The 22,528-nt window shown below is 64.4% G+C and carries 20 protein-coding genes and 1 tRNA gene; 8 read left to right on the forward strand and 13 right to left on the reverse strand.

Features of this window, described 5'->3' with window-relative positions:
• Positions 1-12 precede the first annotated feature (12 nt).
• Positions 13-1,197 carry a tRNA sulfurtransferase gene (locus HALRU_RS06875; RefSeq protein WP_015300675.1) on the forward strand — a complete coding sequence of 395 codons (1,185 nt, stop codon included), beginning with the start codon at positions 13-15 and terminating at the stop codon, positions 1,195-1,197.
• Between the two features lie 109 nt (positions 1,198-1,306).
• Positions 1,307-1,957 carry a DUF5804 family protein gene (locus tag HALRU_RS06880; RefSeq protein ID WP_015300676.1) on the forward strand — a complete coding sequence of 217 codons (651 nt, stop codon included), beginning with the start codon at positions 1,307-1,309 and terminating at the stop codon, positions 1,955-1,957.
• 40 nt (positions 1,958-1,997) lie between these two features.
• Here HALRU_RS06880 and HALRU_RS06885 read toward each other — a convergent pair whose 3' ends face one another.
• The gene (locus HALRU_RS06885) at positions 1,998-3,665 is read right to left on the reverse strand and encodes a gamma-glutamyltransferase family protein (protein ID WP_015300677.1); all 1,668 of its coding nucleotides are present in this window, start codon (positions 3,663-3,665) and stop codon (positions 1,998-2,000) included.
• Between the two features lie 144 nt (positions 3,666-3,809).
• Between HALRU_RS06885 and dinB the strand changes: the two genes are divergently transcribed.
• Positions 3,810-5,402: a DNA polymerase IV gene (gene dinB, locus HALRU_RS06890; protein WP_015300678.1), complete on the forward strand. Its 1,593-nt coding sequence runs from the start codon at positions 3,810-3,812 to the stop codon at positions 5,400-5,402.
• Between the two features lie 137 nt (positions 5,403-5,539).
• Positions 5,540-6,700, forward strand: a complete 1,161-nt coding sequence (locus HALRU_RS06895) for a J domain-containing protein (protein ID WP_015300679.1) — start codon at positions 5,540-5,542, stop codon at positions 6,698-6,700.
• 11 nt (positions 6,701-6,711) lie between these two features.
• Here the strand turns inward: HALRU_RS06895 and HALRU_RS06900 are convergent, their stop codons facing one another.
• The 8 genes from HALRU_RS06900 to HALRU_RS06935 form a co-directional block, all read right to left on the reverse strand.
• Positions 6,712-7,344 (reverse strand): uracil-DNA glycosylase family protein, encoded by a 633-nt coding sequence (locus HALRU_RS06900; RefSeq protein WP_015300680.1) that lies wholly within the window; start codon positions 7,342-7,344, stop codon positions 6,712-6,714.
• A gap of 131 nt (positions 7,345-7,475) precedes the next feature.
• Positions 7,476-8,066 carry an AsnC family transcriptional regulator gene (locus tag HALRU_RS06905; protein ID WP_015300681.1) on the reverse strand — a complete coding sequence of 197 codons (591 nt, stop codon included), beginning with the start codon at positions 8,064-8,066 and terminating at the stop codon, positions 7,476-7,478.
• Between the two features lie 156 nt (positions 8,067-8,222).
• Positions 8,223-8,999: a COX15/CtaA family protein gene (locus HALRU_RS06910; protein ID WP_245547796.1), complete on the reverse strand. Its 777-nt coding sequence runs from the start codon at positions 8,997-8,999 to the stop codon at positions 8,223-8,225.
• 360 nt (positions 9,000-9,359) lie between these two features.
• The gene (locus HALRU_RS06915) at positions 9,360-10,463 is read right to left on the reverse strand and encodes a glutamate--cysteine ligase (RefSeq protein WP_015300683.1); all 1,104 of its coding nucleotides are present in this window, start codon (positions 10,461-10,463) and stop codon (positions 9,360-9,362) included.
• Between the two features lie 146 nt (positions 10,464-10,609).
• The gene (locus HALRU_RS06920) at positions 10,610-11,248 is read right to left on the reverse strand and encodes a fibrillarin-like rRNA/tRNA 2'-O-methyltransferase (protein WP_015300684.1); all 639 of its coding nucleotides are present in this window, start codon (positions 11,246-11,248) and stop codon (positions 10,610-10,612) included.
• Positions 11,241-12,107: an NOP5/NOP56 family protein gene (locus tag HALRU_RS06925; protein ID WP_015300685.1), complete on the reverse strand. Its 867-nt coding sequence runs from the start codon at positions 12,105-12,107 to the stop codon at positions 11,241-11,243. Before HALRU_RS06925 ends, HALRU_RS06920 begins: the two co-directional genes overlap by 8 nt.
• Positions 12,108-12,271: 164 nt before the next feature.
• Positions 12,272-13,396, reverse strand: a complete 1,125-nt coding sequence (locus HALRU_RS06930) for a DUF63 family protein (protein WP_015300686.1) — start codon at positions 13,394-13,396, stop codon at positions 12,272-12,274.
• An 84-nt stretch (positions 13,397-13,480) separates the two neighbouring features.
• Complete coding sequence (locus tag HALRU_RS06935; RefSeq protein WP_015300687.1) at positions 13,481-14,299, reverse strand: inositol monophosphatase family protein; 819 nt, start codon at positions 14,297-14,299, stop codon at positions 13,481-13,483.
• 272 nt (positions 14,300-14,571) lie between these two features.
• Here HALRU_RS06935 and HALRU_RS06940 point away from each other — a divergent pair, with 272 nt between their 5' ends.
• Positions 14,572-17,382: a M14 family zinc carboxypeptidase gene (locus HALRU_RS06940; protein ID WP_015300688.1), complete on the forward strand. Its 2,811-nt coding sequence runs from the start codon at positions 14,572-14,574 to the stop codon at positions 17,380-17,382.
• A gap of 105 nt (positions 17,383-17,487) precedes the next feature.
• On the opposite strand, the gene HALRU_RS06945 is transcribed toward HALRU_RS06940, so the two are convergent.
• Both HALRU_RS06945 and HALRU_RS16110 read right to left on the reverse strand, forming a co-directional pair.
• A tRNA-Leu gene (locus HALRU_RS06945) sits at positions 17,488-17,570 on the reverse strand.
• A 102-nt stretch (positions 17,571-17,672) separates the two neighbouring features.
• On the reverse strand, positions 17,673-17,804 hold the full coding sequence (locus HALRU_RS16110; protein WP_281098712.1) for a hypothetical protein: 132 nt from the start codon (positions 17,802-17,804) through the stop codon (positions 17,673-17,675).
• 143 nt (positions 17,805-17,947) lie between these two features.
• Between HALRU_RS16110 and HALRU_RS06950 the strand changes: the two genes are divergently transcribed.
• The 3 genes from HALRU_RS06950 to HALRU_RS06960 all read left to right on the forward strand — a co-directional run bounded on the left by HALRU_RS06950 (position 17,948) and on the right by HALRU_RS06960 (position 20,238).
• Positions 17,948-18,397, forward strand: a complete 450-nt coding sequence (locus HALRU_RS06950; protein WP_148680461.1) for a DUF309 domain-containing protein — start codon at positions 17,948-17,950, stop codon at positions 18,395-18,397.
• A gap of 81 nt (positions 18,398-18,478) precedes the next feature.
• Positions 18,479-19,273, forward strand: a complete 795-nt coding sequence (locus HALRU_RS06955; RefSeq protein ID WP_015300690.1) for a succinylglutamate desuccinylase/aspartoacylase domain-containing protein — start codon at positions 18,479-18,481, stop codon at positions 19,271-19,273.
• Positions 19,274-19,422: 149 nt separating this feature from the next.
• Positions 19,423-20,238: a hypothetical protein gene (locus HALRU_RS06960; RefSeq protein WP_015300691.1), complete on the forward strand. Its 816-nt coding sequence runs from the start codon at positions 19,423-19,425 to the stop codon at positions 20,236-20,238.
• Between the two features lie 113 nt (positions 20,239-20,351).
• Here HALRU_RS06960 and sucD read toward each other — a convergent pair whose 3' ends face one another.
• Both sucD and sucC read right to left on the reverse strand, forming a co-directional pair.
• A complete protein-coding gene (sucD, locus tag HALRU_RS06965) occupies positions 20,352-21,221 on the reverse strand; it encodes a succinate--CoA ligase subunit alpha (protein ID WP_015300692.1) in 870 nt (289 codons plus the stop codon).
• The gene (sucC, locus tag HALRU_RS06970; protein WP_148680462.1) at positions 21,218-22,366 is read right to left on the reverse strand and encodes an ADP-forming succinate--CoA ligase subunit beta; all 1,149 of its coding nucleotides are present in this window, start codon (positions 22,364-22,366) and stop codon (positions 21,218-21,220) included. The genes sucD and sucC overlap by 4 nt, the downstream gene beginning before the upstream one ends.
• Positions 22,367-22,528: the final 162 nt, after the last annotated feature.

The following is a 22,528-nucleotide window of genomic DNA, read 5'->3' on the forward strand; positions in this document are numbered from 1 at the left end:
CTATCGGGAGCCATGCATCCGCCGGGAGCCGACACCGTGCTCGTCCGTCACGGCGATCTCAATACCAAGAGCACGTCCGTCAAGCGCTACATGGAGGGGCTGCTCGTCGAGCACCTGGAGTCGCTCGTGGCGGATCGATCGGTTCCCGGTACCGTGGTCCGCGAGTGGAACCGGCCACGGATCGAGACGACCGAAGCGACCATCGAAGCGGCGGTTGACGCGGCGACCGACGCGTTCGGTGTCGTCTCCGCGAGTCCGTGTCTGACGGTGGAACCGGAGCTTTCGGTGATCACGGACACGCTCGCGAACATCGCACCGGCGGTCTACGACGGTGGGAGTTTCGCCGTCGACGCGCGACGCGCGGACAAGAACCTCCCGTTCACCAGTCAGACCGTCGCGGAGGCTGGCGGGACGGCGATCTGGGAGGCGGTCGAATCGTCGTTCGAACCAACCGTCGATCTGGACGATCCGGACCTCACGTTCGGCGTTGAGGTCCGCAGCGAGACGGCCTACATCTACACTGACTCCGTCGCCGGCCCTGGCGGCCTCCCGCTTGGCTCACAGGCACCCATGGTCGCGCTGGTGAGCGGCGGGATCGATTCGCCAGTCGCGGCCTACGAACTGATGCGACGTGGCAGTCCCGTGATTCCAGTCTACGTCGATCTGGGCGAGTACGGCGGTCTGGATCACGAAGCGCGCGCGGTCGAGACCGTTCGGACGTTGGCGTCGTTCGCCCCCGACCACGACCTCTCGGTCTATCGCGTCCCCGGTGGCGAGACCGTCTCCCACCTCGCCGAGACCATGGAACAGGGACGTATGCTGTCGCTCCGACGCTTTTTCTATCGCATCGCCGAAACGATTGCCGCGGATACCGGCGCACAGGGGATCGTCACGGGCGAGGCCCTTGGCCAGAAGTCGAGCCAGACAGCCCAGAATCTGGCGGTTACCAGTCGGGCGACCGACCTCCCCATCCACAGGCCCTTGCTCACGATGGACAAACAGGAAATCGTCGAACGCGCCCGCGAGATCGGAACCTATCACGACTCGACGATCCCGGCCGGGTGTAATCGAATCGCGCCGGACCGCGTCGAGACCAACGGTCGAATCGATCCGCTTCTGGCGGTCGAACCCACCGATATGTTCGAACGCGCTGACGCGGCCGCGGCCGACGCGACGCTCGTCTCACTCCGCGAGTAGATCCACGATCGCACTGGGCCACGGGCGGCGGTTCTGATCGTGACAGGGCCAAGCGGGAAGTGAGCGCCAAGCCGAAACCACCAATACTGCTCCCCCGTACGCTGTGAACGTGACCCGGGTCTGTTTCGTCGGCGACGAGGACGTGACGTTGCGGTACGAGCTCCTCTCACGAGAAACGTCTCGAGACGCCCTGTCGACGTACGATCTTCACCGGCCGTTCGAGAATTCGATCGCCGTCGATACGGTAAGTCTTGGTGCGGCGATCTCGCTGTGCAACGATCTACAGTGGTACGTCGTGCGGTTCGTCGACACGGTCCTCGTCCAGGATCCGAGCGTCAGCGAGACGGAGTGGCTCTCGCGCCCGCTCGCACGCGCGCTGCGAAACGACGAGATTGCGTCGACCGAGACGGGCGAGTACCTGAAGGTCTACGGCGTCGAGTACCCCGAGGATCGACGGCAACGCGAGCGAGACGAGGGGCCGCCGGCTGGCGTCGACCCGGACCTGGTGGACGGACCGACGGCAGGCGATCCAGTGGGTACGACGACCGACCAGCCGGATGGGGCGACGGCCGACGATCCAGGCGGTGGGGCATCCGACCCGGACGGTGCGACCGACCGCCCGGACGAACCGGCGGACCGCGGTCGCCTCGTCGAACCGCTATACGTCAGCCGCACGGACGGCGAGATTCCCGAGTACGATCTCCGTGAGGTCTCCGAGACGGTCGTCGTTCGTCTGACCGAAGACGAGTACGCGCCCTGAGCGGCGGTGTCGCCGCCCCGGTCGAGACTGTCCGCGTCGGTCAGAAGCCGATCGCCTGTCCGTCTTTTCTGGGCTCGCTGGCGCCGGCGAGGCTGCCATTACGGTGACGAACGAGTTGTGCGCCACCGAACTGAACCGGTGGCAGGACGCGAACGTCGTGGCCTCGTCTGGCGAGCGCCGCGGCCTTCGGCAGGCGTTCTTCGACACCGAGCGTGCTATCCTCGCGGACGCGCCAGCGTGGCGCGTCGAGCGCTTCCTGCAAGCCCATGTCGTAGTCGACCACGTTCGAAACGACCTGCACGTGGCCCTGCGGTTGCATGTAGCCGCCCATGACGCCGAAGGCGGCCCAGTCGTCCTCGTCGAACTTCGCGAGCGCGGGAACGAGCGTGTGGAACGGCCGCTTGCCCGGCTCCAGGCTGTTCGGATGGTCGGGATCGAGCGAAAACGACGCGCCCCGGTTCTGGAGCGCGATGCCCGTGTCACCGGCGACGAGCCCGGAGCCGAAGCCGGCGAACCGCGAGTTGATGAACGAGACGAGGTTGCCGGCCTCGTCGCCGACGGTGAGGAGGACGGTGTCGGCGTCCTCGGCGTTTGCGTTCGGGACGCCGATGTCCGGATCCGCGATGGGAGTCTGGCCGATCGCTTCGGCCCGCGTCCGGGCATACGACTTCGAACCGAGCGGCGGGATCGATTCGTACTCGGGATCGGTGATGTAGTGGTGTCCGTCCACGAACGCGAGTTTCATCGCCTCGGCGAACGCGTGGACCCGGTCGGCCGACTCGTAGGGGTGGTCACCGGCGCCGATCTCGTCGGCGATGTTGAGCGCTTCCAGGGCGATGAGTCCCTGATTGTTCGGGGGCAACTCGAAGATCTCCGCCCCGTTGTAGGTCGTGCTGATGGGGTCGACGAACTCGGGTTCGAACGAGGCCAGATCGTCGATGGTCAGAAAGCCGCCGGCGTCCTGGACCTCACTCGCGATCGACTCCGCGATCTCGCCCTCGTAGACGACGTCTGCACCCTCGTCGGCGATTCGTCGCATGGAGTCGCCGAGTCGAGGCAGGGTGACCGTCTGACCCGGTTCGGGCGCCTTACCGTCGAACAGGTACGCCTCGCGGGCATGCTCGTCGGTGAAGAGCTTCTCGGCGCCCTGCCAGTAGTAGGAGATGACTTCGGAGACGGGATACCCCGCCGTCGCGTAGTGGATGGCTGGTTGCAGTGCGTCGGCCAGGGATTTGTCGCCGAACGCGTCGATCGTCGCCTCCCAGCCGCGCACCGTCCCGGGGACGGTGACGGCGTGTGGGCCGAGAAACGGCATCTCGACGTCGTCGGGATCGGAGACGTCGTCGACGGCGTACCCACGGGCGGTCGGGTAGAACGACGATCGGTGGTCCGGGTCGGCTTCCGAGACGGCTGTCCGGACGTTTTCGATCGTCGCGTCGGCGGGTGCCCCACCGCAGGAACGCATCGCCCCGACCTCGCCGTCGGCGGTTCGATAGAGAGCGAAGACGTCACCGCCGAGTCCCGTCGATGTCGGTTCGACGACGTTGAGCGCCGCGGCGGTTGCAACGGCGGCGTCGAACGCGTTTCCCCCGTTTCGGAGGAGTTCGATCCCCGCCTGTGCAGCGAGCGGTTGACTCGTCGCGACGAGTCCCCGATTCGCGCGGACCGTCGATTGCCGAGAGGTGAATCGATCCAGATCGTAGTCCATGCGACTCACTGCCACGTGCCGGGGCAAAAAGCGCCCTTTCCCGGCAGTCGAGGGAGGGTACCATCGACTCGGGCTGGTCGAGTGGCCTGTCATCTCTGCACCCTCGTCGCAACGTTGACGGTCGTTCACTCCTGAGTGTCGTCAATGGCGGACGAGGCTCGGCTGCCGGGGGTCGAGACGGGGACCGACGAGAAGCCGATCGTTCTCCACGTCGACGCGGACTGTTTCTACGCCGCCTGTGAACGCCTCCGTGAACCTGCCCTTCGTGGCGAACCGGTCGTCGTCGGGATGGGCTACGAGCCTGGTGAGTCCGTCGGAGCCGTCGCGACGGCGAGTTACGAGGCCCGTGCGTTCGGCGTCGAGAGTGCGATGGCGATCAGCCAGGCTGTCGAACGTTTGCCCAGACGAGCTACGGCCGACTCGGACGACGGCCTCGAACGGTCGGAGACGGGCTTCTATCGGCCGGTCGACATCGAGTACTACGAATCGGTGAGCGAGGACGTCCAGGCAATCCTCCACGAGAGCGCCGACGTCGTGCGGGAGGTGAGCATCGACGAAGCCTATCTCGACGTCACCGACCGAACCGAGTGGGCGGTCGCCGAGGGCTTCGCCAGGCACGTCAAAGAACGGATCCAACGCGAGGTTGGCGTCGTCGTCAGTATCGGGGTCGCGCCGTCGATGAGCGCCGCCAAGATCGCGAGCGATCACGACAAACCGGACGGGCTCACCGTCGTCGAACCCGGCGACGTCAGCGACTTTCTCGCCCCACTCGACGTCGCCGAACTGCACGGCGTCGGCCCGGTGACCGCCCGAGAGCTGCGGTCGATGGGGCTCGAAACAGCCGGTGACGTCGCCGACGCAGATCCGGCGGAACTCGAAGATCAGTTCGGCGAACGCGGCCGGGAACTCGTCGAGTACGCACGGGGCGAAGACGACCGGCCGGTCACGCCGCGCGGGCTCCCGAAGAGTTTCTCGCGAGAGTCAGCGTTCGCCTCCCCCGTCACAGACTGGGAAGCAAAACGAGAGACGCTGGAAACCCTCGCCGCGGCCGTCGCTGACCGGGCAACGCGTGAAGGCGCCCTTTATCGCACTGTCGGTGTCAAAGCCGTCCTGCCACCGTACGACGTCAACACGCGCGAACGGTCTCTCTCCGGGCCAATCGACGACGCCGACCTCGTCGTCGACATCGCCCGCGACCTCTTTACCGAGTTCGCCGACGACCGCGTCCGCAAACTCGGTGTCAAGGTGGCGAATCTCGAGTTCGGCGCCGCCGACCAGGCAAAACTCGACGGGTGGGAAGATGCAACCGCTTCGCCACCCGATTCTCGTTCAGCCCCATCGCGCGCTGACGCCCGCGATTCGACACCGTCCGATGCGACCGCCGGGTCGGTCTCGAGTGAAGGGCCGGTTGAGGAGCACGCTGCCGATCAACGGACGCTGGACGAACTCGACGCGTCATCTGCTGGCTCTGGCGGGCGTGCCTCCCGATCGTCCAGCGACGAGACGACCGACGACGATGGTGCCGCAATCGGAACGGCCGTAGACACGCACTCGTCGACCACCACTGACGATGCCAGGCTCCTCACCCTGACTGACTTCGGCTCGTGGACAGACGCGGAGGGCGTCACATCCGATGAGGGGTGGGCACATCGAAAGAACCCTGTCCGTCCACCTGCGGAACGAGTAGATCCGGCACAGACCACGATGTGGGACTTTCTCGACGAGAATCCACCATAATCAGTATCGCTCGTGTCTGATCGATCGGCCGTAACGCTAAACCGGGTGGGCCGAGGAGAATCGACAGACGACGACCGAACAGCAGAATTATACGGAGAGGATATGAACGTCTTACTACCGACCAGTCGAGTGACGCCATGACCGAGGACTTCTACGATCTTCTCGACGTTCCGCCCGACGCCTCGCAGGATGAGATCAAAGCTGCGTTTCGCGAGCAGGTCCGAATCTACCACCCCGATCTGAACGACGACGAGCGCGCGCGAGCGCAGTTTACTGCCCTCAAGACGGCGTACGACGTGCTCGGCGATCCCGTCGAGCGGCGCGCGTACGATCGACTCGGCCACCTCGATTACGTTGCCAAACGAACGTCCGGGTTACCGTCGCCCGACAAGTGGTCCGCCCCATCCGATGACGCGTCGGCCGACGATTCGGATGCCGACGATCGCTCGACCGTCAGGAGTGAAACGGGTTCGTGGAGTGCCCACGGGAAGACGACGGGCGCAGCGTCGGGGGCCACGTCGACGGGCACGACGGACGGCGGCCACGCCCGAACCGAGACTGGCACGACCTGGGGGCCGGACGACGCCACTGCCAGGGGGTCCGGCCTCACTGGAACCGGCGCCGTTGGCCGCCTCCTCCGCTGGTGGCACTCGCTGAACCTCGCCGGCCCGCTGCTCTGGATCGGGACGGCACTGTACGTCTTCGGTCTCGCCCAGTACGGACGCGAAAACGCCGCCGCAATCGATTCCCTCTGGGATGCGATCCGCGCAGCCGGGACGGACGTCGACGCCATCTCACAAGCACTCACGAGCGGAACCCACGGTCTGGACCGAGCCCTCACGTACGTTCAGCACGTGGAACTCGTCACCCCACCGGTCGCCGGTGGACTGTGGCTCGCGCTGCTTGCCGGGGCGTTCGTGGCGGTCTGCGGGATCCTCGTCGGCTGGCGCTACCGGACACGCGGTGAACTGCTGGGACCGATCACCATCGACGAGACCATCGTCCTCGCCGTCGCTCTCGGGACGGTGAGTGCCCTCTACGGTGGTGTGCTCCTGGCCAGTGCGCTGCTCCTGCCACTTCTCTACGGCGTCGTGCTCTATCACACGAAACGCCTTCCTGGCTGGTCACCGTCGTACGCGTACCTGCTCGCCGTCGCCGCTCCCGTGTGCGGCTTACTGGCTGGCTGGTTCGAACTGACCACGCTCCCGATCGAGTTGCTCGCTTTCGTCGTCATCCCACTCGTCGGTGCGATCGGCCTCCCGATCAGGTTCGCCGTCCGTCGCCGGCTCGGCGTCTGAACGGAACGTTGTCACCCGACGAGCGTCGCCACACCTTTCGTCTGCCGATAATCCGACTCGTGAATCGACGCCAGTCGGTCGCGCGCAACGTCGAACAACGTCTCGTCCCAGCGGCGCGGATCGGCGAGTGGAACGACGAGAAACCCACGGCCACGAAGTTCGGTCGCGTGTAGTGTCTCCATCTCGAGGTCGACCCGCGAGCGCTGTGTCGTGTACGCTTCGAGGACGTGTGCGGTCGCCTGTTCGCCGACGGATACGAGGATGTGGGCATTGATCGCCCGTAACTCTGCGTCGAAGAAGCGCTCGAGACGGGCGTACTCTTCGTCCGTCGGCGGTCGGTCGTCCGGAAGTGTGCACATGTGGACGTAGCTCAGAAAGCAGTTGTCGAGTTCCGGAGCCGATCGATCGCCGGTGAGAAATCCGAGCGTTCGCAGAAGTGTTCGGACGCCCGACTCGTCGTCATCGGTGTCGAACGGAACGCCGGATGCGGTCCCGCCGTGGCGGCCGGGGTGATCGCCGATGACGTGAAAATCGGCGTTCGGATCGCCGTAACCGGGAACGGCAGCCAGGGCGTCGGCGTCGCTTCGATCGAACGGCGGCCTGAGGCCGAACGGATTCGACTGACGGTCGCTCAGGTGTTTCACGGCCGTTCGGAGGGTGGCTGTCCGGAAAACGATCGTGGTATCGATCGATCACGCCTCGGACGCAGCGCCGATGACTGGGGAGGGCAGAGATGGCGACCGTAGGCTCTGTGTTCGACACAGCGGACAGTCGTTTAGGCCGTCTCGGCCATCGGTGTCCGCTCGTCTTCGAACGCCGTCCGGCACTCTCGGTCACAGAAGTGGAACAGGCTCCCCTCGAACCGGAGCGAGAGTCCGTTTTCGGTCACGGTATCGCCGCAGGTGTGACAGGTCAGGCTGATCGAATCCTCGGTGAGAGACGGGTTCCAGTCGCGTTCCTGGACGAGGTGGACACGGTAGGACTCGATCTGGTCGGCCTCGAGTGCCGAGAGGAGACAGGGACCGACCTGTTCGCTCGCGAGCGTGCCGATGGCGAGCAATCGAGCGTCGGAGGTCATGAACACGTGTTCGATGCCGTCGACACTGGCGAGATCGGCCGTGACACACCCGTTCTGTACGGCACACAGCTGCACGTCGATCAGGAGTTCGATGCCGTCGACGAACGACGACCGGTCGATGTCGACGGTGAACCCCTGGATCACGCCGAGTTGCTGGAGGCGATCGATTCGATCCGAGACGGTTGGGGCAGAGACGTCGACCCGATCGGCGATGTCGTTGTACGGCCGTCGGGCATCTTCGAGCAGGAGGGCGACGATTTGGAGGTCGGTTTCGTCCAGGGTACGCATGACTGAATCTTCGACATCCTACACTTTACATTTTACGGTTGCTTTCTGTCGGGTAAATATCTAAGGGGCGCTCTCCGGCTGTTCTGTAGCAGTATTTCCGTCGGATACGGCAAATAGCCAGGACCGATCGCTGTGGCGAACCAAATGGAGCGGTACTCAATTCACAGGACTGGTCGAGCGCGTTCGAAGTCCCAGCCACCCATAAACCAGCACGGCGAGGATCGTGACGACTGTGTAGGCAAGTACCACGACCGGATCGAATCCCATGACGGATTCACGCCCGAAGTACGCGACGAGCAGCCCGAGTACTGGCGTGGCGGTGAGGGCGGCTGGAAGCCATCCATCGAACCGACGGCGACCGACGATGGCAACGAGGAGGAGCGACCCGATGAACACGAGTGTCACTGCGTACAGCGCGGTCTGCAGTACCTGCGTGTACGAGGAAATAACGAGTGGACTGAGAAGGGCCTGAAGGGGAACGAGAACGGTCGCCAGCCCGAGGGCTTGCGGGACCGCTCTCGTCGGAATACGGTGCTCCCAGACCAGGATTGCGCCGATACCGAAGCTACAGAAGATGGCGATCGCCGTCCAGAAGTGCAAGTTGAGTATCGGGATCTCGTAGAGGATGACCGTCCCGGCCCCGAGTGCCACCTGCAGGGGGGTCAGGACCAGTCCGATCGTCAGCGCGATCGCGACGGACCGATCGGTGTCGGTTCGCCAGGCGACGATCGCCGACCCGAGGATGAACAGGCCGGCGATACCGGCGACGACCCGGTGGATCCACTCGAAGAAACTCGGGAACGTCGCCGGAAACAGGTTCAGGACGCCGCCGTCACAGAGCGGCCAGTTCGCGTCACAGGCCAGTCCGGCACCCGCGGCTTTCGTCGCAATCCCAAGGAGAATCGTCGCACTCACGAGTGCGAGGGTCGTCACCACCAGCTCCGGCACCCCGAATCGGCCAAATCGATCGGTTCCTCCGGTTGCGCCGGTGCGTGTATTCGAGACCACGGTCGTTCGCACGTCGATTGGTGCGACGGCTATTTCAATCGTCCGAGTCGGTCCCAGCGGACAGGAATGGACCGAACGGCCGCCAGCCGAGTCCCACGATGAGTGGAAGCCATACGCCGATTCGAACACGGACTGGAACCGCTCGAACGGATCCCGACTCTCTGCGTCGAACGGTGGCGAGTTCGGAGAGCGTGTTTCGTGTCGCGAGATCGCTCGGATGACGTCTTACGCTGTCTTGCTCGGTACGCAGCGGTCGGTCAATATGCAGCGAAGGGGGTAACCAGCTCAGATGCCGCTCAGGTCGTTTTCGTCGAGCATCAACGAGGCACACAGGGCGTCGACGCCCTCGTCTGCGAGGATATGTCGCTGCCGTTCGGCGCCACTATCGGTTTCGTAGACACGGCGGAGGCCGCCGACGTCGAGGCGCTCGCACTCCCGGTCGACGAGTTCGCCGAGGCCGATTTCGCCGCTCATGTCCCGCGTCATGAGCGTCGCGTCGTGACCGTGTCGAATAGCTCGCCACTTGTTCTCGTCTAGCAGTTCGCGTCGCTGGAGGTGTGCGTATCCACGCTCGCCATCTTCGTACGCGTCCGCGAGCTCGCAGACGAGTGCGTGACAGTACTCGACGAACGCGCTGATGACGGTTGGGTCGACCTGGCCGTCAGGAGTCCTGATCTCGACGGTGCCGTGGCCAGTGTGTGGGCGCACGTCGTACCAGAGTTCACCGCGGTCGTCGATCGCACCTCGTTCGACCATCCGCCGCTCGAACCGATCGAACGCCTCGTAGTCCTCGAAGAACGTCGGCATGCCGGTGTTCGGGAGCCCCTCGAAAATTTTCGCCCGGGCCGACGCGAGGCCGGTGTCGAACCCGTTCCAGATCGGCGAGTTCGCCGACAGCGCGAGGATGATCGGGACGTACCAGCGTAACTCGTTCGCGATCCAGATCGCCTTGTCCGGATCGTCGACGCCGACGTGAACGTGGACGCCGGCCGTTGTGTTGCGGTGCTGGGGATACTGGATCCGATCGAGTTGGGCCTGATATCGTGGTTTCTCGGCATGTTCGAGTTCACGCCACTTCGCGAGCGGATGCAATCCCGCCGCGGCGATGGCGAACCCGTGGTCGTTCGCGTGTTCACACAGTGCCGATCGAATCGATTCGAGCACGTCGGCCGTCCGGTCGGGGTCGTCGAAGGTCGGCGTCTGCGTTTCGATGACACACTTGAACAGTTCGTGATCGAGTCGCCCCTCTAGTACGGCTGGCGGGTCGGATTCGTACACGAGTTCGTCCGTCCCACTCGTCGGGCGTCCCTGCGCGTCGACGACGTAACACTCCTCCTCGACGCCGAGCGTACCCATCGTGTCGAACGTCGAAGGCGACCCGCGGTCCATCGGGCACATCTTACCGATGAGACGGTAAATAGGGTTTGGAACCAGCAGAAGAGTCAGCGCAGCGTGAACCTGGTCAACGGTCACTCGGGTGCTCGGGATTCGGTGATCGACCGTCGCTCAGTTCGGTGCGTGACTGGGAGGCGACGTTATCGAGGGCGTGCAATAATTCCGAGGTGGTCTGTGTGGAACTCGTCCAGCCGACGACTCTCCAGAATCTCGTACGTCTCGCTCAGCTCGTCACGGACGCGGTCGAAGACGTCCGTCGGCGCTGCGGTGACGTCTTCACTTCGTGCCTTCACGGCGAGTACGAGTCGCCCGTCGTCGGCGAGGAACGGGCGGTTCTCGATCGCGACGCGTGCCTGTCCGCGGGTCGCGACGTCCTGGACGATCACGTCCACGTCTGCTTCGACGACGTGGGCGTACTGTTCTGGCAGTCGCGCGTCGGCGAGGAGGGGAAAGAGTCTGGTTCGGTCCTCGGCGACCGACACGAGGTCGCGGGCCGGTCGCGGCGCGAACTCGACGGCGTACGTCGGACCCGCGAAGTCGGCGACGTGGCCGACGGTCGTCCCGCTCGCCGCCCCGAGGTAGAGTACGCGTTCGTCCGGCCCGCCGTCGAATCCGGTTTCGAACCCGAGTTCGAACATCGCGCCGAGTTTGGACCGATTGGGGTCCCAGGCGCGCCACGTCCCGTCGGTCGGTTCGCCGTAGACGGGTTCACCCTCCGTCGCGAGTCGTTCACGTCCGTCGAACTCGCGGCGTTCGACGCCACTCGGGAGGTCAGTCATCGGTGCCCGCCTCCGTGGACTCAGTTGCACCGTCGCGAGCCTGTATCGTCTCGATCCGCTCGGCCAGTTCGCGTTCGAGGTCGGGACGTCTGTCTCCAGCGTAGTGATCTACCCTGGCGGCGATCGCCAGCTTTCCGGCGACGGCCCGTGCCGCGGAGCCCCGGTTCGCCGGCGCCGTACCGCGGACGGCCTCGTGCGTGTAGATGACGCCGTGCTTTGGCGACGGCGCGTGGCCGCGAAGGTGTGCGAAGAGGGCGTCCTCCGCGCCGAGGACCTGGATTGTCCCACTCGGCTGTTTCGCGAGCGCCTCCAGGCTGCCGGCGAGTGAAATCAGTCGCGCGGCGAGGACCGGATCGGCGAGGGCGACGAGGTTCGGTGCGACAGTCGGAGCCACTCTGTCGAGGCGGTCTTCGAGCGCGAGTGCTTCGTCCTCGAGATCGACGACGCGTTCGGCCAGCGACGTGATCGTCTCGTCCTCGATCGCCGTTTCGCCGGCCACGATGCGACGGGCGTACGCGACACCTGTCCCCGGTTCGTCGTCGACAGTCCCGCCCCACTCGGCGAGTCGTTCGGCGAGTTCGTTCGCCGTTCGGCGACAGTCGTCCATCGCACGGACGGCGTGAACGAGTTGCCGATCGTCGGCTCGTTCGAGTTCCTGGGCGGCGTCTGCCGTGGCTGCCACGGTCGCGTCGTGGAGCCAGTCGTAGTAGTCGTCCTCGTCCGTCGCTGCCCCCGATTCGACGGCCAGTTCCGGCCAGGGGGCCGGTTCTGCGCGCGACCCCGATCGAATCGCGGTCGCACTCGCTGCCGTCTCGTGGCGCGTGACGTCCTCGAACCAGGCCCCTGTGCGGTCGCTCATACCGCTACGTGGTCGGCCCGTTCCTAAAGACGTTCGCGATTGGACACTCGATGCTCCCGGATGGAGGCGTTCGATCACGTAGCGAGTTACGTCACGTAGTCACGCACCGGTCCGATCGGAACCGCAAGAAGCGTACAAATCGACCGCTCCGATTTCGGTACCGCTCAGACGCCGAACGTGGCCCTGAGCATGTCTCGGGTCCCTGGACCGAGGCCGACGGCGACGACGGTCAGCATGAGCATGATCGTAAAGCGCGGACTCTCCTCGAAGACCTCCTCGTTGAACACCCAGATGATGAAGACGGCGGCGGCCACTTTCAGGAGGAGGAACGGCCAGACGTCGCCGATAACCGACGTGATGGATTCGGGGAGGAGCTGTCCCGTGTATCGCTGTATCGCGGCGTTGACGGGGTGCTTCGGGACGAGATTCGACGGGAGGCCGAATGCGGTCGCCCAGTCGAGGCCGATCACGTTCGCGGTTCCGTCGACGGCGTGCGCCCAGATGATCGGGATTCCCATGTACCCGGTCCCCTCGTTGAGTTGTGGTGCGAACTGAACGATCGTCCACCAGACGGCCCCGGTGATCACCGTCGAAACGACGAGAACGGTTACCGCGAGCCCCGGGAAAAAGCCGTATCCGCCAGTACTCGCCCACGAAGCGAGGATAGCGAGCGAGAGGACGAGTAACCCGGTTCCGATTCCCGCGAGCGGGTACTCGTAGCCGGAGACGTACTCGTTCCGTTCGAGCCAGACGGCGATCACGAGCGAGACGAGCGCGATGAGCGCCACGACGACGTAGATGAAGGGGCTGATGATGAGCGCTTGCCAGGGCAGGGATAGCGCAGCGTCGCCGGTCGCTTCGTGGACGGCGACGTTCGCGTCTTCGACGGTTCGAAGCGCCCCGCCGAAGAGCATGAACGGAAAGAGGCCCCAGAAGCCGGCCCGGTAGCGCTCGATATCGAGTCGCTCGATAGCGAAGATGAATCCCGTCAACAACAGAAGCAACGTCGGGATGTAGCCTGCGTAGGAGGTAAAGGTGTATCCCGGACTGGCAGTCGGGCCGGCGTCCGGTCCGGCGACGTCACACGATTGCACCTCGCCGCCGGCCCAGGCGACACAGTTCCAGTTGTTCGCGTCTGCGACCACTGGCCCCCAGAAGTACTCCCAGATGAACTCGACGTACACCTGCTGTGGGAACAGTGCCGCGAGGAGGGCGAGTCCGCCGAACACGACGACGACCGTCGCCGCCCAGATCCGCTCGGCCCCGTAGCGGTCGATGTACTGCTGCATACTCGGAGGCCTATCGTGCGGTCGGTTATCGGTTCCGGTTCGGGTCGTGGCGAGGCCCCTCCTGAATATCGGTGTCCTGTCCAGTCACGCGGGCTCGGCGACGTCGTCGACAGCGTTTGCTGCCTCGAGTAGTTCGCTGTGAATCTCCCCGTTCGACGCGACGAGTCCGTCGCTGTCGTGTCGCCACTGGTTCCCGTCCAGATCGGTCACCGTCCCACCGGCCGCTCTGACGAGCGAGACGCCGGCGACGGTGTCCCACGGGTGAGCGGATACGTTGGCGAACGTGCCATCCTGGGCGCCGCTTGCGACCATCGCGAGCTCGGCCTGCGCACACCGCACCCGGCGCAAGTCGGCAAAGCGATGCACGATTTCAGAACAGGCGCTGGCGTACTCGTCCCGACGATCTCGGCCCCACCACAGCGTCGGGCTCACGGTGCACACGTGCGGGTCCGCCCGATCGCTGACCGCGAGTTCGTCGTCGTTTAGCCACGCGTCGGTTCCATCGAACACGTACTGGTCCCCGGTAACGGGAAAATCGAGTGCCGCGGCGATCGCCTCCCCGTCGTCGACGGCTGCGACCGCCGTGCAGAACGTCGGGATCCCGGCGACGAAGTTCGCGGTCCCATCGATCGGATCGACGATCCAGGCGCGGCCGTCGTCCGGGATCGCACCCGACTGCTCGTCTTCCTCGCCGACGATCCGCTCGTTTGGGTACGCAGTTTCGATTCGTTCGATCACCGCGCGCTGGGCGTCGCGGTCGGCCTGTGTCACGACGTCCGTCTTCGATGATTTCGTCTCGACGGCGAGATCAGACCGGAACGCGTTCTGGGCGACAGCCGCGCCAGCCGACGCAGCATCGACGGCGACGTCGACCCGCGCGTCTGGATTCCCACTGGCGTTCAAGGTCGTCCCTCACTGGCTATCATGGTCGTACTCGGTTCCCGTATCGCCAAAGTGACTGCGGTCGAGCTGTCCGAGAGTCGGATACGTGGCTCACCCACCTGTTGTCCCGGTCACGTTCGACGATCTCGATGTGGACGAACCCGATCGATCGCACAATGCCCCATTCGCTATTAGTAATATCTTGTGAGTATTTTATTTTCGTGAGAGGGTGGGGTATGTGTTTACGATTGTCTCACACTGATGGGTGTGTGGTGGGAACCACACCGAAAACCATGGGCAACACTAATCACGCGGCTGGCGAGTCGAATTCGGTGTCCGAATCGGATCGATATACGCACAAAGAAGCGGCCGCCCTCGACGAAGGGACGTTCGACGGGTCGCCGATCGATCGACGCACGTTCATGCACGTCGCCGCAGCGACAGGGGCCGCACTGGCCCTGCCAGGTGCCGTCTCGGCGACGGTCGAGGACGACGCGCTCACGGAGCTGGCTTCCTTCGCCGTCAATGCAACCCCCGATGATCACCTAACGACGCTCGTCATCGAATTCGAGAACGTCGATGCGCTCGACGCGTTTTACGACCTGTACGGCGAACCCGACTGGGACATCGGCGAGGACGACCTTCCGCCGAAGGTGGCGACGCGAACGGAGCCAACCCCGGCCGCCCACGCGTCCCTCACTGCCGACGAGCTTTCGACGGCCCTCGCGGAGATCGACGGAATCACGTCTGTCGACTTCTCTCCAGGTGCGAATCCGTTCTGGAAGCTCGGCGACGCGTACGACGACCGGGTCTTTCCGCAGGTCGAAAACGCGCGTGATTACGTCTCTCACGGAGAACTCGCACAGGGTCTCGAATATCTGGAGTCGAATCATCCAGATCGGCTCCGCGTTCACGCGATCGGGAAGAGTCCGGGGTGGGAGAACCTGTTCACCGGTGACGAGCGTGACCCGACGGACGTCTACGTCGCCGAAGTGACGAAGAACGTCCGGGACGACGCGTCGTTCCAGGCCAAGGAGAAGGCCGTCTTCTCCCTCGCCATCCACGGCGACGAACCGGCCGGCCGGGTTGCAGGGACGCGGCTCATCGAGGAGATCACGAAGGGCGAAGCGGACGACTTCGAAAAACTGATCGAGGATATCGCGATCGTCTTCATCTTCACCAATCCGGATGGCTGGGTCGCTCGCAAGCCACAGTACGAATTCGAGTCGTGGAGCGGGACCGAGCGGGTCCGGTATCACCGCGGCAACGCGGCCATCGGCGACACGAACCGCCAGTACCCGACGATGGGATGGATCAATCCGAGCTACTGGCCCGCCGAACCGGAGGACGCGCCCGACGTCCGACCCGACGACCCAGCGGGTCGCGGGTACGAAGACGTGGTCCCGGACGCGCTTTCGGTCGTCGAGCAGCTGCGGGGGTACGACAACGTCGAGTACCTGTGCGATTACCACATGATGGATCTCTCGGCATCGATGGTGCTGAACCTGGAGTCCAACGCGCCGTACGATCACGCCGGCACGCACGACCTGGACGAGGTCAACCGCCGGATCGACGGGGCGATGACCGATCACTGGGGAAGCCCGGACGCAATCGCCGACGAGACGAGTCGGGCCGCCGACGCGATCTGGGGATACCCAGGATACGTCCCCGATCGATTGCTGGATTATGGGACCATCTACGACACGCTTTCCTACCAGGTTACCGGCGCACTGCTCGGCTGGGCTGGCCAACCCGAGGAGTTCGGGGGGCTCGGCGCCGTCACCGTGGCTCCCGAACTAATTTTGCGGGACGCCTACGACTTCAAACCCTTCATCGAACGCCACCTCGCGACGGCCTACCGGCTCTCGATGCGCGAGTACGCTGAGCTGACAGCCGTGTCCACTGACGCGACGGTAGCCACCGGCGGGAAGGACGTTGCATACGTCAGTTCCGATTCACTCACCCGTCGATCGGCGGACCTCCCGTTCACGGACGGCCATCCCGGCAAGGGGAAGGGATCAGACGGACGGCCCAGCACCAGCGTCCATCGGCGCCACGATTCTGTCCAGCCCGGGCCGGCGGGTCGGTCGACCGTTACCGCCAGCGGGTCGACGCGTTCGCTCGCCGTCCAGTTCGATGCCCCGGATCTCGACACGGGAACCGTTCGACTGGTCGATCCCGAGGGGAAGACGGTTCGGAAGGCAGACGTCGCGGATATCGAGGGTCGAGACGACGGGGCGTTCTACGTTCCACAGCCCGGCACCGGCGAGTGGTCGATCGAACACGACGGCGACGATGCCCTCGCAGTGGAGTTCGTCCAGCTTGACAGCGATACCGAGTATCCAGATCCAGAGGCGGTGCTAGGATACAGCCAGCGCGAGTACGTCGTCAATCCGATGCAGTACTTCACGGATCTCGAACCCTACCTCGAGGACGGCTCCATCGACGAACTTCGCGTCCACGACGTCAGAAATGGCCGGCTGATGCGGGGCAACTCGGGGAAATTCTGGTACGACACCGTCGTCATCTCGACGGACGACGGCATCGACAATCCGTGGTATCTGGCCGTCCTCGAGTTGTTCGTGGCAAACGGCGGTTCCCTCGTTCTCACCGACGCGGGTGTCGCCCTCCTCGGTGAGATCGACCTGGGTGACGCGGGCGCTATCGGCCCGGACCATCTCTCCAACGAGACGGTCCGCTTCCCCAATCTCGCTGACCGTGACTTTGACCATCCACTCTTGATGGATGTCCGACCCATCCAGCAGGAGATCTGGAAGATCTCACAGCTGGGATATACGACCGGGGAGGACTCGCCCGTCTGGACTGTCGATGCGGATGCCTTCGCCAACGCGGGTGGGTCCATCGCCGGCTCGCTCGGTAGTTCGGGAGACGTCGGTGCTGGGACGCTGTCCGTCGGAGACGGTCGAATAACCGTCCTCGGTTCGGTGCTCCCACCGGCCAACCAGCACGAGCTTCACCCCTTCGGACTGGCCGACTATACCCTCTCGTTCATGGGTCACACGCTGCTGTGTAACGCCCTCGGGTTCCAGCAGCGACGCTACGTCGACGGCGAACTCGTCGGGACGTGGGGTGAGATTCGGTAAGTGGGACTCTCGAACCGAGTGGATCCAGAGAAGTGTTGCGAGGGAAGATCGCTCCGTGTCGATCTTCCGCATCGCGTCTCGCCGCAGCAGTGCGGCGCGCTGCGATGCGAGGGGAGGGGATCGAACCCACGAACGTCTACACGAGCGGATCTTGAGTCCGCCGCCGTTGGCCGCTTGGCTACCCTCGCACGCACCTGTCGCTTCGACGGGGTCGTTTGAATACGCTACGGTTCTGCTGCCACGATTCGCGACGCCGCGTTCGTCCGCTGAGGGTGGCGCCGCTTTCGTCGTCACCGAACACGGTACCGATCACTCGTCCGTCGTCGCTCCTCGTTCCCGCAGTTGTAACAGCGATACCCGCCCGTCTGTTGCGTGTACATGCGCTCCCCACAGCGGTCACACCGGCCGCGTGGATACTCCATCGTGGTTGTTACGGATGCCGTACGGGTAAATCAGGGGGCACGTACTCGCAGGGTGTGGGCCGTCAGGACGCCGACTGTTGGTGATGATGGTGGGTGCGGTGGTGGCGGTGAAGCCTTTCCCGCGGGGGAGTAAACGAAACCATATGGACGAACACACGCAGGATCCGAGCGTCGGGCCACCAGATGGCAATCCGACGGGGTGGGATGCCCAGCTCGAACGTTGGGAACATCCCACTCTCAGGCGTGCCTGCGTCGATGGTTTACAGGCGTTCAACGCTGGCGACTACCACACTGCCCACGACGAGTTCGAGGATGAGTGGTACAACTACGCCAGCGGGTCCACGGAAAGCGCGTTTCTCCACGGGATGGTCCAGATCGCCGCCGGCGTCTACAAGCGAGTCGATTTCGAGAACGACGACGGATTACGCAACCTCTTCGAAACTGCGTGTCAGTACCTCCAGGACGTGCCGTCAGATTACTACGGGGTGGACGTCCACTCGGTCAGGACGGTCGCGACGCGTGCGCTAAACGATCCCTCGGTCGTCGACGACTGGAACCTCCAGCTCGATGGCAATCCTTTCCCGTCCGAGTGACGGTAACCCTGCACTCGACGCGGAGTGTCTCCTGCCTCGGTCCGAATCGCATAAGTTTCGCTGGGCCCCAATCAGAGATACATGCGTGTCGAGCAGCTCGGAACCGGGACGCCGTCTATCGCGATCGTGGGCGGCATTCACGGCGACGAACCCTGCGGTGTTCACGCCATCGAGCGGCTTATCTCGGAGCGGCCGTCCGTCTCGGAACCGGTCAAACTCGTCGTGGCTAACGAACGGGCGATCGAATCGGGACGTCGGTACGTCGACGAGGATCTGAACCGGGCGTTTCCCGGAGACGAAACGGCGGCGTCCCACGAAGGTCGTCTTGCGGCCAGACTAATGGACGAACTCGCGGGCACGCTCGTCATGTCGCTACACTCGACGCGGAGCCACGCTGATCCGTTCGCAGTCGTCGATCACGTGACCGAGACGAGTCGCCGTGTCGTTTCCCAGCTGTCGATCGGCGCACTCGTCGAAACCGGTGCGTTCGCCGATGGACGACTGCGGACTGGGGCAGAGACAATCGAAGTGGAGTGTGGCCTCCAGGGGACACAGCGGGCCGCAGAGAACGCCGTCCGCCTCGTCCGGGAGTTTTTGACCGCGGCTGGAGCCCTGCCGGGCGACACACTCACCCACCAACTGCCGCACTTCCGCCTCACCGACACGATTTCGAAAGATTCGGCCGACCGATACGAAGTCTTCGTCGACAATTTCGAGCGCGTCGAACCCGGCGACCAGTTCGCCGCTGCGGATGGTGAACCCCACGTCGCGTCGGATGCGTTCTACCCGGTCTTGCTCTCCGCGAACGGATACGAGGACGTCTTCGGCTACACCGCGACGAAACTCCCCGATATCGTTCCTGTCGGGTCGACGTAATCACGGGTCGGTACGGCCGTCTCCGCCGTGCCCGCCATAGACGCCATCGTGAACAGCGCGTGTTTCACCCTTCCGACCCTGTCTCAACTGCGACCCACCCCGAACAGAACACTTAATTACGTGTGCGGAGATACTCAGCCGAACGACTGATGGGGCCTCACACGTCGCCGTCCGACCAGGACCGGTCCACCGATTCGACGGTGGACTCGGGTTCGAATTCGGCCCACGAGACCGATCCGACTGACCACTGTCGGACGGACGGTGGCGTCTCCGATCGCACGGCGTCGTCGGTCTTCGCGGATCTCGCCGCTGACGACGAGCCGGTCGATACCGACGCGATTCTCGGAGACACCTCGCCAACTGACCTGATCGACGGGTCGGTAACGCCCGATCCGGCAATTCAGGCACCGGCGGATCTGTTCGACGAGGCAGCCTTCGACGATCTCCTGTTACCCGACCGACGGGAAGGCGACGAGTTTCTCTGGATCGAAACGCCGGATTCGACGTCCACGACCGAGCCGTCGTGGGGTCAGTCACCTGACGAGGGGACCGACCGATCGGCTGGATCGGACGCCGACGACGTTGCACGGACAGCTACTGGCTCCGACGAACCAGACTCGGTACCGGACCAACCCGGGAGTGCATTCGACGACAGTGATACCGGCTACGAAGAGATCGACCTGGGATCGATCTTCGCCGGTGCTGCGGAAGTAGGTGATGGCGGTGGTGGACGAGTACCGCCTCGAACCGATTCGCCGACGGAAAAACTGGACGACTCCAGCTCGAACGAACCAACTCCGGACGAACCGTCGGCCGAAGCGTCTCGGCTCGATTCCGAAGCATCTCAGGTCGAATCCGACGATTCGTCGTCGAACCCGACAGGCACCGAGGGGTCGTCGAACGAGTCCTCGTCACGAATACAGTCGATCCTCGCCAGCCTGCGATCGCTCGTCCCGGGTCTGTAACGCGGTGTGAAAAGACGGTTGTCTGGCCCAGCGCCGATCGAGTAAATCGAGGAGAACAGTGTAACGATTTGTGTGTGAGAGCCGCTAGTCCGTCCACTCGAGGCGGGCCCGCTCTAGAGGATCGACTCGACCGAATCGGCAACCTCTTCGGGCGTGTCGCCGACCGGGACGCCGGCGTCGTTGAGGGCGTCGATCTTGCTCTCTGCGGTGCCGGTGCCCGACCCGGAGACGATCGCGCCGGCGTGGCCCATTCGCTTGCCCGGCGGGGCCGTGCGGCCGGCGATGAAGCCGACGACGGGTGTGTCGACGTGATCGGCGATGTACTGGGCGGCTTCCTCTTCGTCCTCGCCGCCGATCTCGCCGCACATGACGATCGCTTCGGTGTCCGGATCGTCTTCGAACGCCGCGAGGGCGTCGACGAAGTCCGTCCCGATGATCGGGTCGCCACCGATCCCGATGGCCGTCGTCTGGCCGATACCACGGTTCGTGAGGCTGTCGACGACTTGGTAGGTGAGCGTGCCCGAGCGCGAGACGAGCCCGACGTCACCCGGCGCGAAGATGTTGCCGGGGAGGATACCGAGTTTCGACTCGCCGGGCGTGATGATGCCCGGACAGTTGGGACCGAGCAGTCGCGTGTCGGTTTCGGTGAGTCGCTTGTTCACGCGAGCCATGTCCTGCGTCGGGATTCCCTCCGTGATCGCGACGGCGAGGTCGAGGTCCGTGTCCAGCGCCTCGAAGATCGCGTCACCGGCGAACGCCGGCGGGACGAAGATGACCGAAGCATCTGCGTCCTCTTCGCGCACGGCCTGGTCGACCGTATCGTAGACGGGGACGCCGTCGACCTCCTGGCCGCCCTTGCCGGGGACGGCGCCGGCGACGACGTTCGTCCCGTATCCCATCATCTGACCGGCGTGGAACTTGCCTTCCCCGCCGGTAATGCCCTGTACGACGACGCGCGTGTCTTCGTCGACGAGTACACTCATGCTTCTCCCTCCTCGGCGTATTCGACCGAGCGTTGAACCGCGTCCTCGAGCGTCTGTTCGACGGTCACGAGGTCCTCGTTCAGAATCTCCATGCCTTCCTCCCAGTTCGTTCCCGCGAGTCGGACGACGACCGGTTTGGGAATCTCGTCGAACGCCTCGAGTGCTTCGTTGATCCCCTTGGCGACCTCGTCACCACGGGTGATGCCGCCGAAGATGTTGAAGACGACGCTGTCGACGTTGTCGTCGGAGAAGACCATATCGAGCGCGTTGGTGATCCGTTCGGCCTTCGCGCCGCCACCGACGTCGAGGAAGTTCGCGGGTGACCCGCCGTAGTAATCCACCAGGTCGAGCGTGGTCATCACGAGTCCTGCGCCGTTTCCGATGATGCCGACAGAGCCGTCGAGACGGACGTAGTCGAAGCCGTACTCGTCGGCTTTCTGCTCCAGTTCGTCGCCGCCTGCGGCCTCCTCACCCATCTCGGCGATCTCGGGTTGGCGGAACAGGGCGTCCTCGTCGATGTTCATGACGGCGTCGGCCGCGACGACCTCGTCGTCGGCCGTGACCATCAGCGGATTGATCTCGGCGTCGGAGCCGTCCTTGCTCGTCCAGAGATCGTACAGCGTCGACAGGACGCCCGCGACGTCGGTCGCGACGGCGCGGTCGACACCGGCGTCGAAGACGACTTTCCGAGCCTGGTACGGCTGCATGCCGAAGGACGGATCGATGTGTTCGCGAGCGATCGCGTCGGGGTCCTCCTCGGCGACCTCCTCGATGTTGACGCCGCCTTTCGTCGAGACCATCGCGACGGGCTTGCCCTCGCCGCGGTCCATGGTCACACCGACGTACAGTTCGTTCGTGAAGTCGACAGCTTCCTCGACGAGCACGCGCTCGACGCGGATTCCCTTGAGGTCCATCCCGATGATGCGTTCGGCTGCCTCGCGGGCCTCCTCGTCGGATTCGACGAGTTCGATCCCGCCGGCCTTGCCGCGGCCGCCTACCTGTACCTGCGCCTTGATCGCCACCGGGTAGCCGATGTCGGCGGCGGCCTCGAGGACGCCGTCGACGTCCGATGCCAGCGCCGAATCCGGCGTCGGAATCCCCGCATCGGCGAACACCTGCTTCGCCTGATACTCGTGCAGCTTCATTGTAAACTCGTCAGAAACTTCGGCCATCCCCGAGTTAGACCTGTCGAAAGCTCACGACTCGTCCAGACCGGTAATCGGTGGCCGTATCTGCGGATGGAGGCCCCTGCCAGTGGCGCTCGCCCGACCGCTCAGTTCCGAGCGTTCAAACGGATCGACCGTGTA

The organism is Halovivax ruber XH-70 (assembly GCF_000328525.1).
GTDB classification, from domain to species: Archaea; Halobacteriota; Halobacteria; order Halobacteriales; family Natrialbaceae; genus Halovivax; species Halovivax ruber.

Coding starts and splice junctions, on each gene's coding strand:
- HALRU_RS06920 (WP_015300684.1), bottom strand. CDS start 11,248: ATGACTGACCTCCCGAGTGGCGTCGAACGCCGCGAGTTCGACGGACGT.
- HALRU_RS06875 (WP_015300675.1), top strand. CDS start 13: ATGCATCCGCCGGGAGCCGACACCGTGCTCGTCCGTCACGGCGATCTC.
- HALRU_RS06905 (WP_015300681.1), bottom strand. CDS start 8,066: ATGCGTACCCTGGACGAAACCGACCTCCAAATCGTCGCCCTCCTGCTC.
- sucC (WP_148680462.1), bottom strand. CDS start 22,366: ATGAAGCTGCACGAGTATCAGGCGAAGCAGGTGTTCGCCGATGCGGGG.
- HALRU_RS06940 (WP_015300688.1), top strand. CDS start 14,572: ATGGGCAACACTAATCACGCGGCTGGCGAGTCGAATTCGGTGTCCGAA.
- HALRU_RS06960 (WP_015300691.1), top strand. CDS start 19,423: ATGGGGCCTCACACGTCGCCGTCCGACCAGGACCGGTCCACCGATTCG.
- HALRU_RS06950 (WP_148680461.1), top strand. CDS start 17,948: ATGGACGAACACACGCAGGATCCGAGCGTCGGGCCACCAGATGGCAAT.
- HALRU_RS06925 (WP_015300685.1), bottom strand. CDS start 12,107: ATGAGCGACCGCACAGGGGCCTGGTTCGAGGACGTCACGCGCCACGAG.
- HALRU_RS06955 (WP_015300690.1), top strand. CDS start 18,479: ATGCGTGTCGAGCAGCTCGGAACCGGGACGCCGTCTATCGCGATCGTG.
- HALRU_RS16110 (WP_281098712.1), bottom strand. CDS start 17,804: ATGGAGTATCCACGCGGCCGGTGTGACCGCTGTGGGGAGCGCATGTAC.
- HALRU_RS06915 (WP_015300683.1), bottom strand. CDS start 10,463: ATGGACCGCGGGTCGCCTTCGACGTTCGACACGATGGGTACGCTCGGC.
- HALRU_RS06885 (WP_015300677.1), bottom strand. CDS start 3,665: ATGGACTACGATCTGGATCGATTCACCTCTCGGCAATCGACGGTCCGC.
- sucD (WP_015300692.1), bottom strand. CDS start 21,221: ATGAGTGTACTCGTCGACGAAGACACGCGCGTCGTCGTACAGGGCATT.
- dinB (WP_015300678.1), top strand. CDS start 3,810: ATGGCGGACGAGGCTCGGCTGCCGGGGGTCGAGACGGGGACCGACGAG.
- HALRU_RS06930 (WP_015300686.1), bottom strand. CDS start 13,396: ATGCAGCAGTACATCGACCGCTACGGGGCCGAGCGGATCTGGGCGGCG.
- HALRU_RS06895 (WP_015300679.1), top strand. CDS start 5,540: ATGACCGAGGACTTCTACGATCTTCTCGACGTTCCGCCCGACGCCTCG.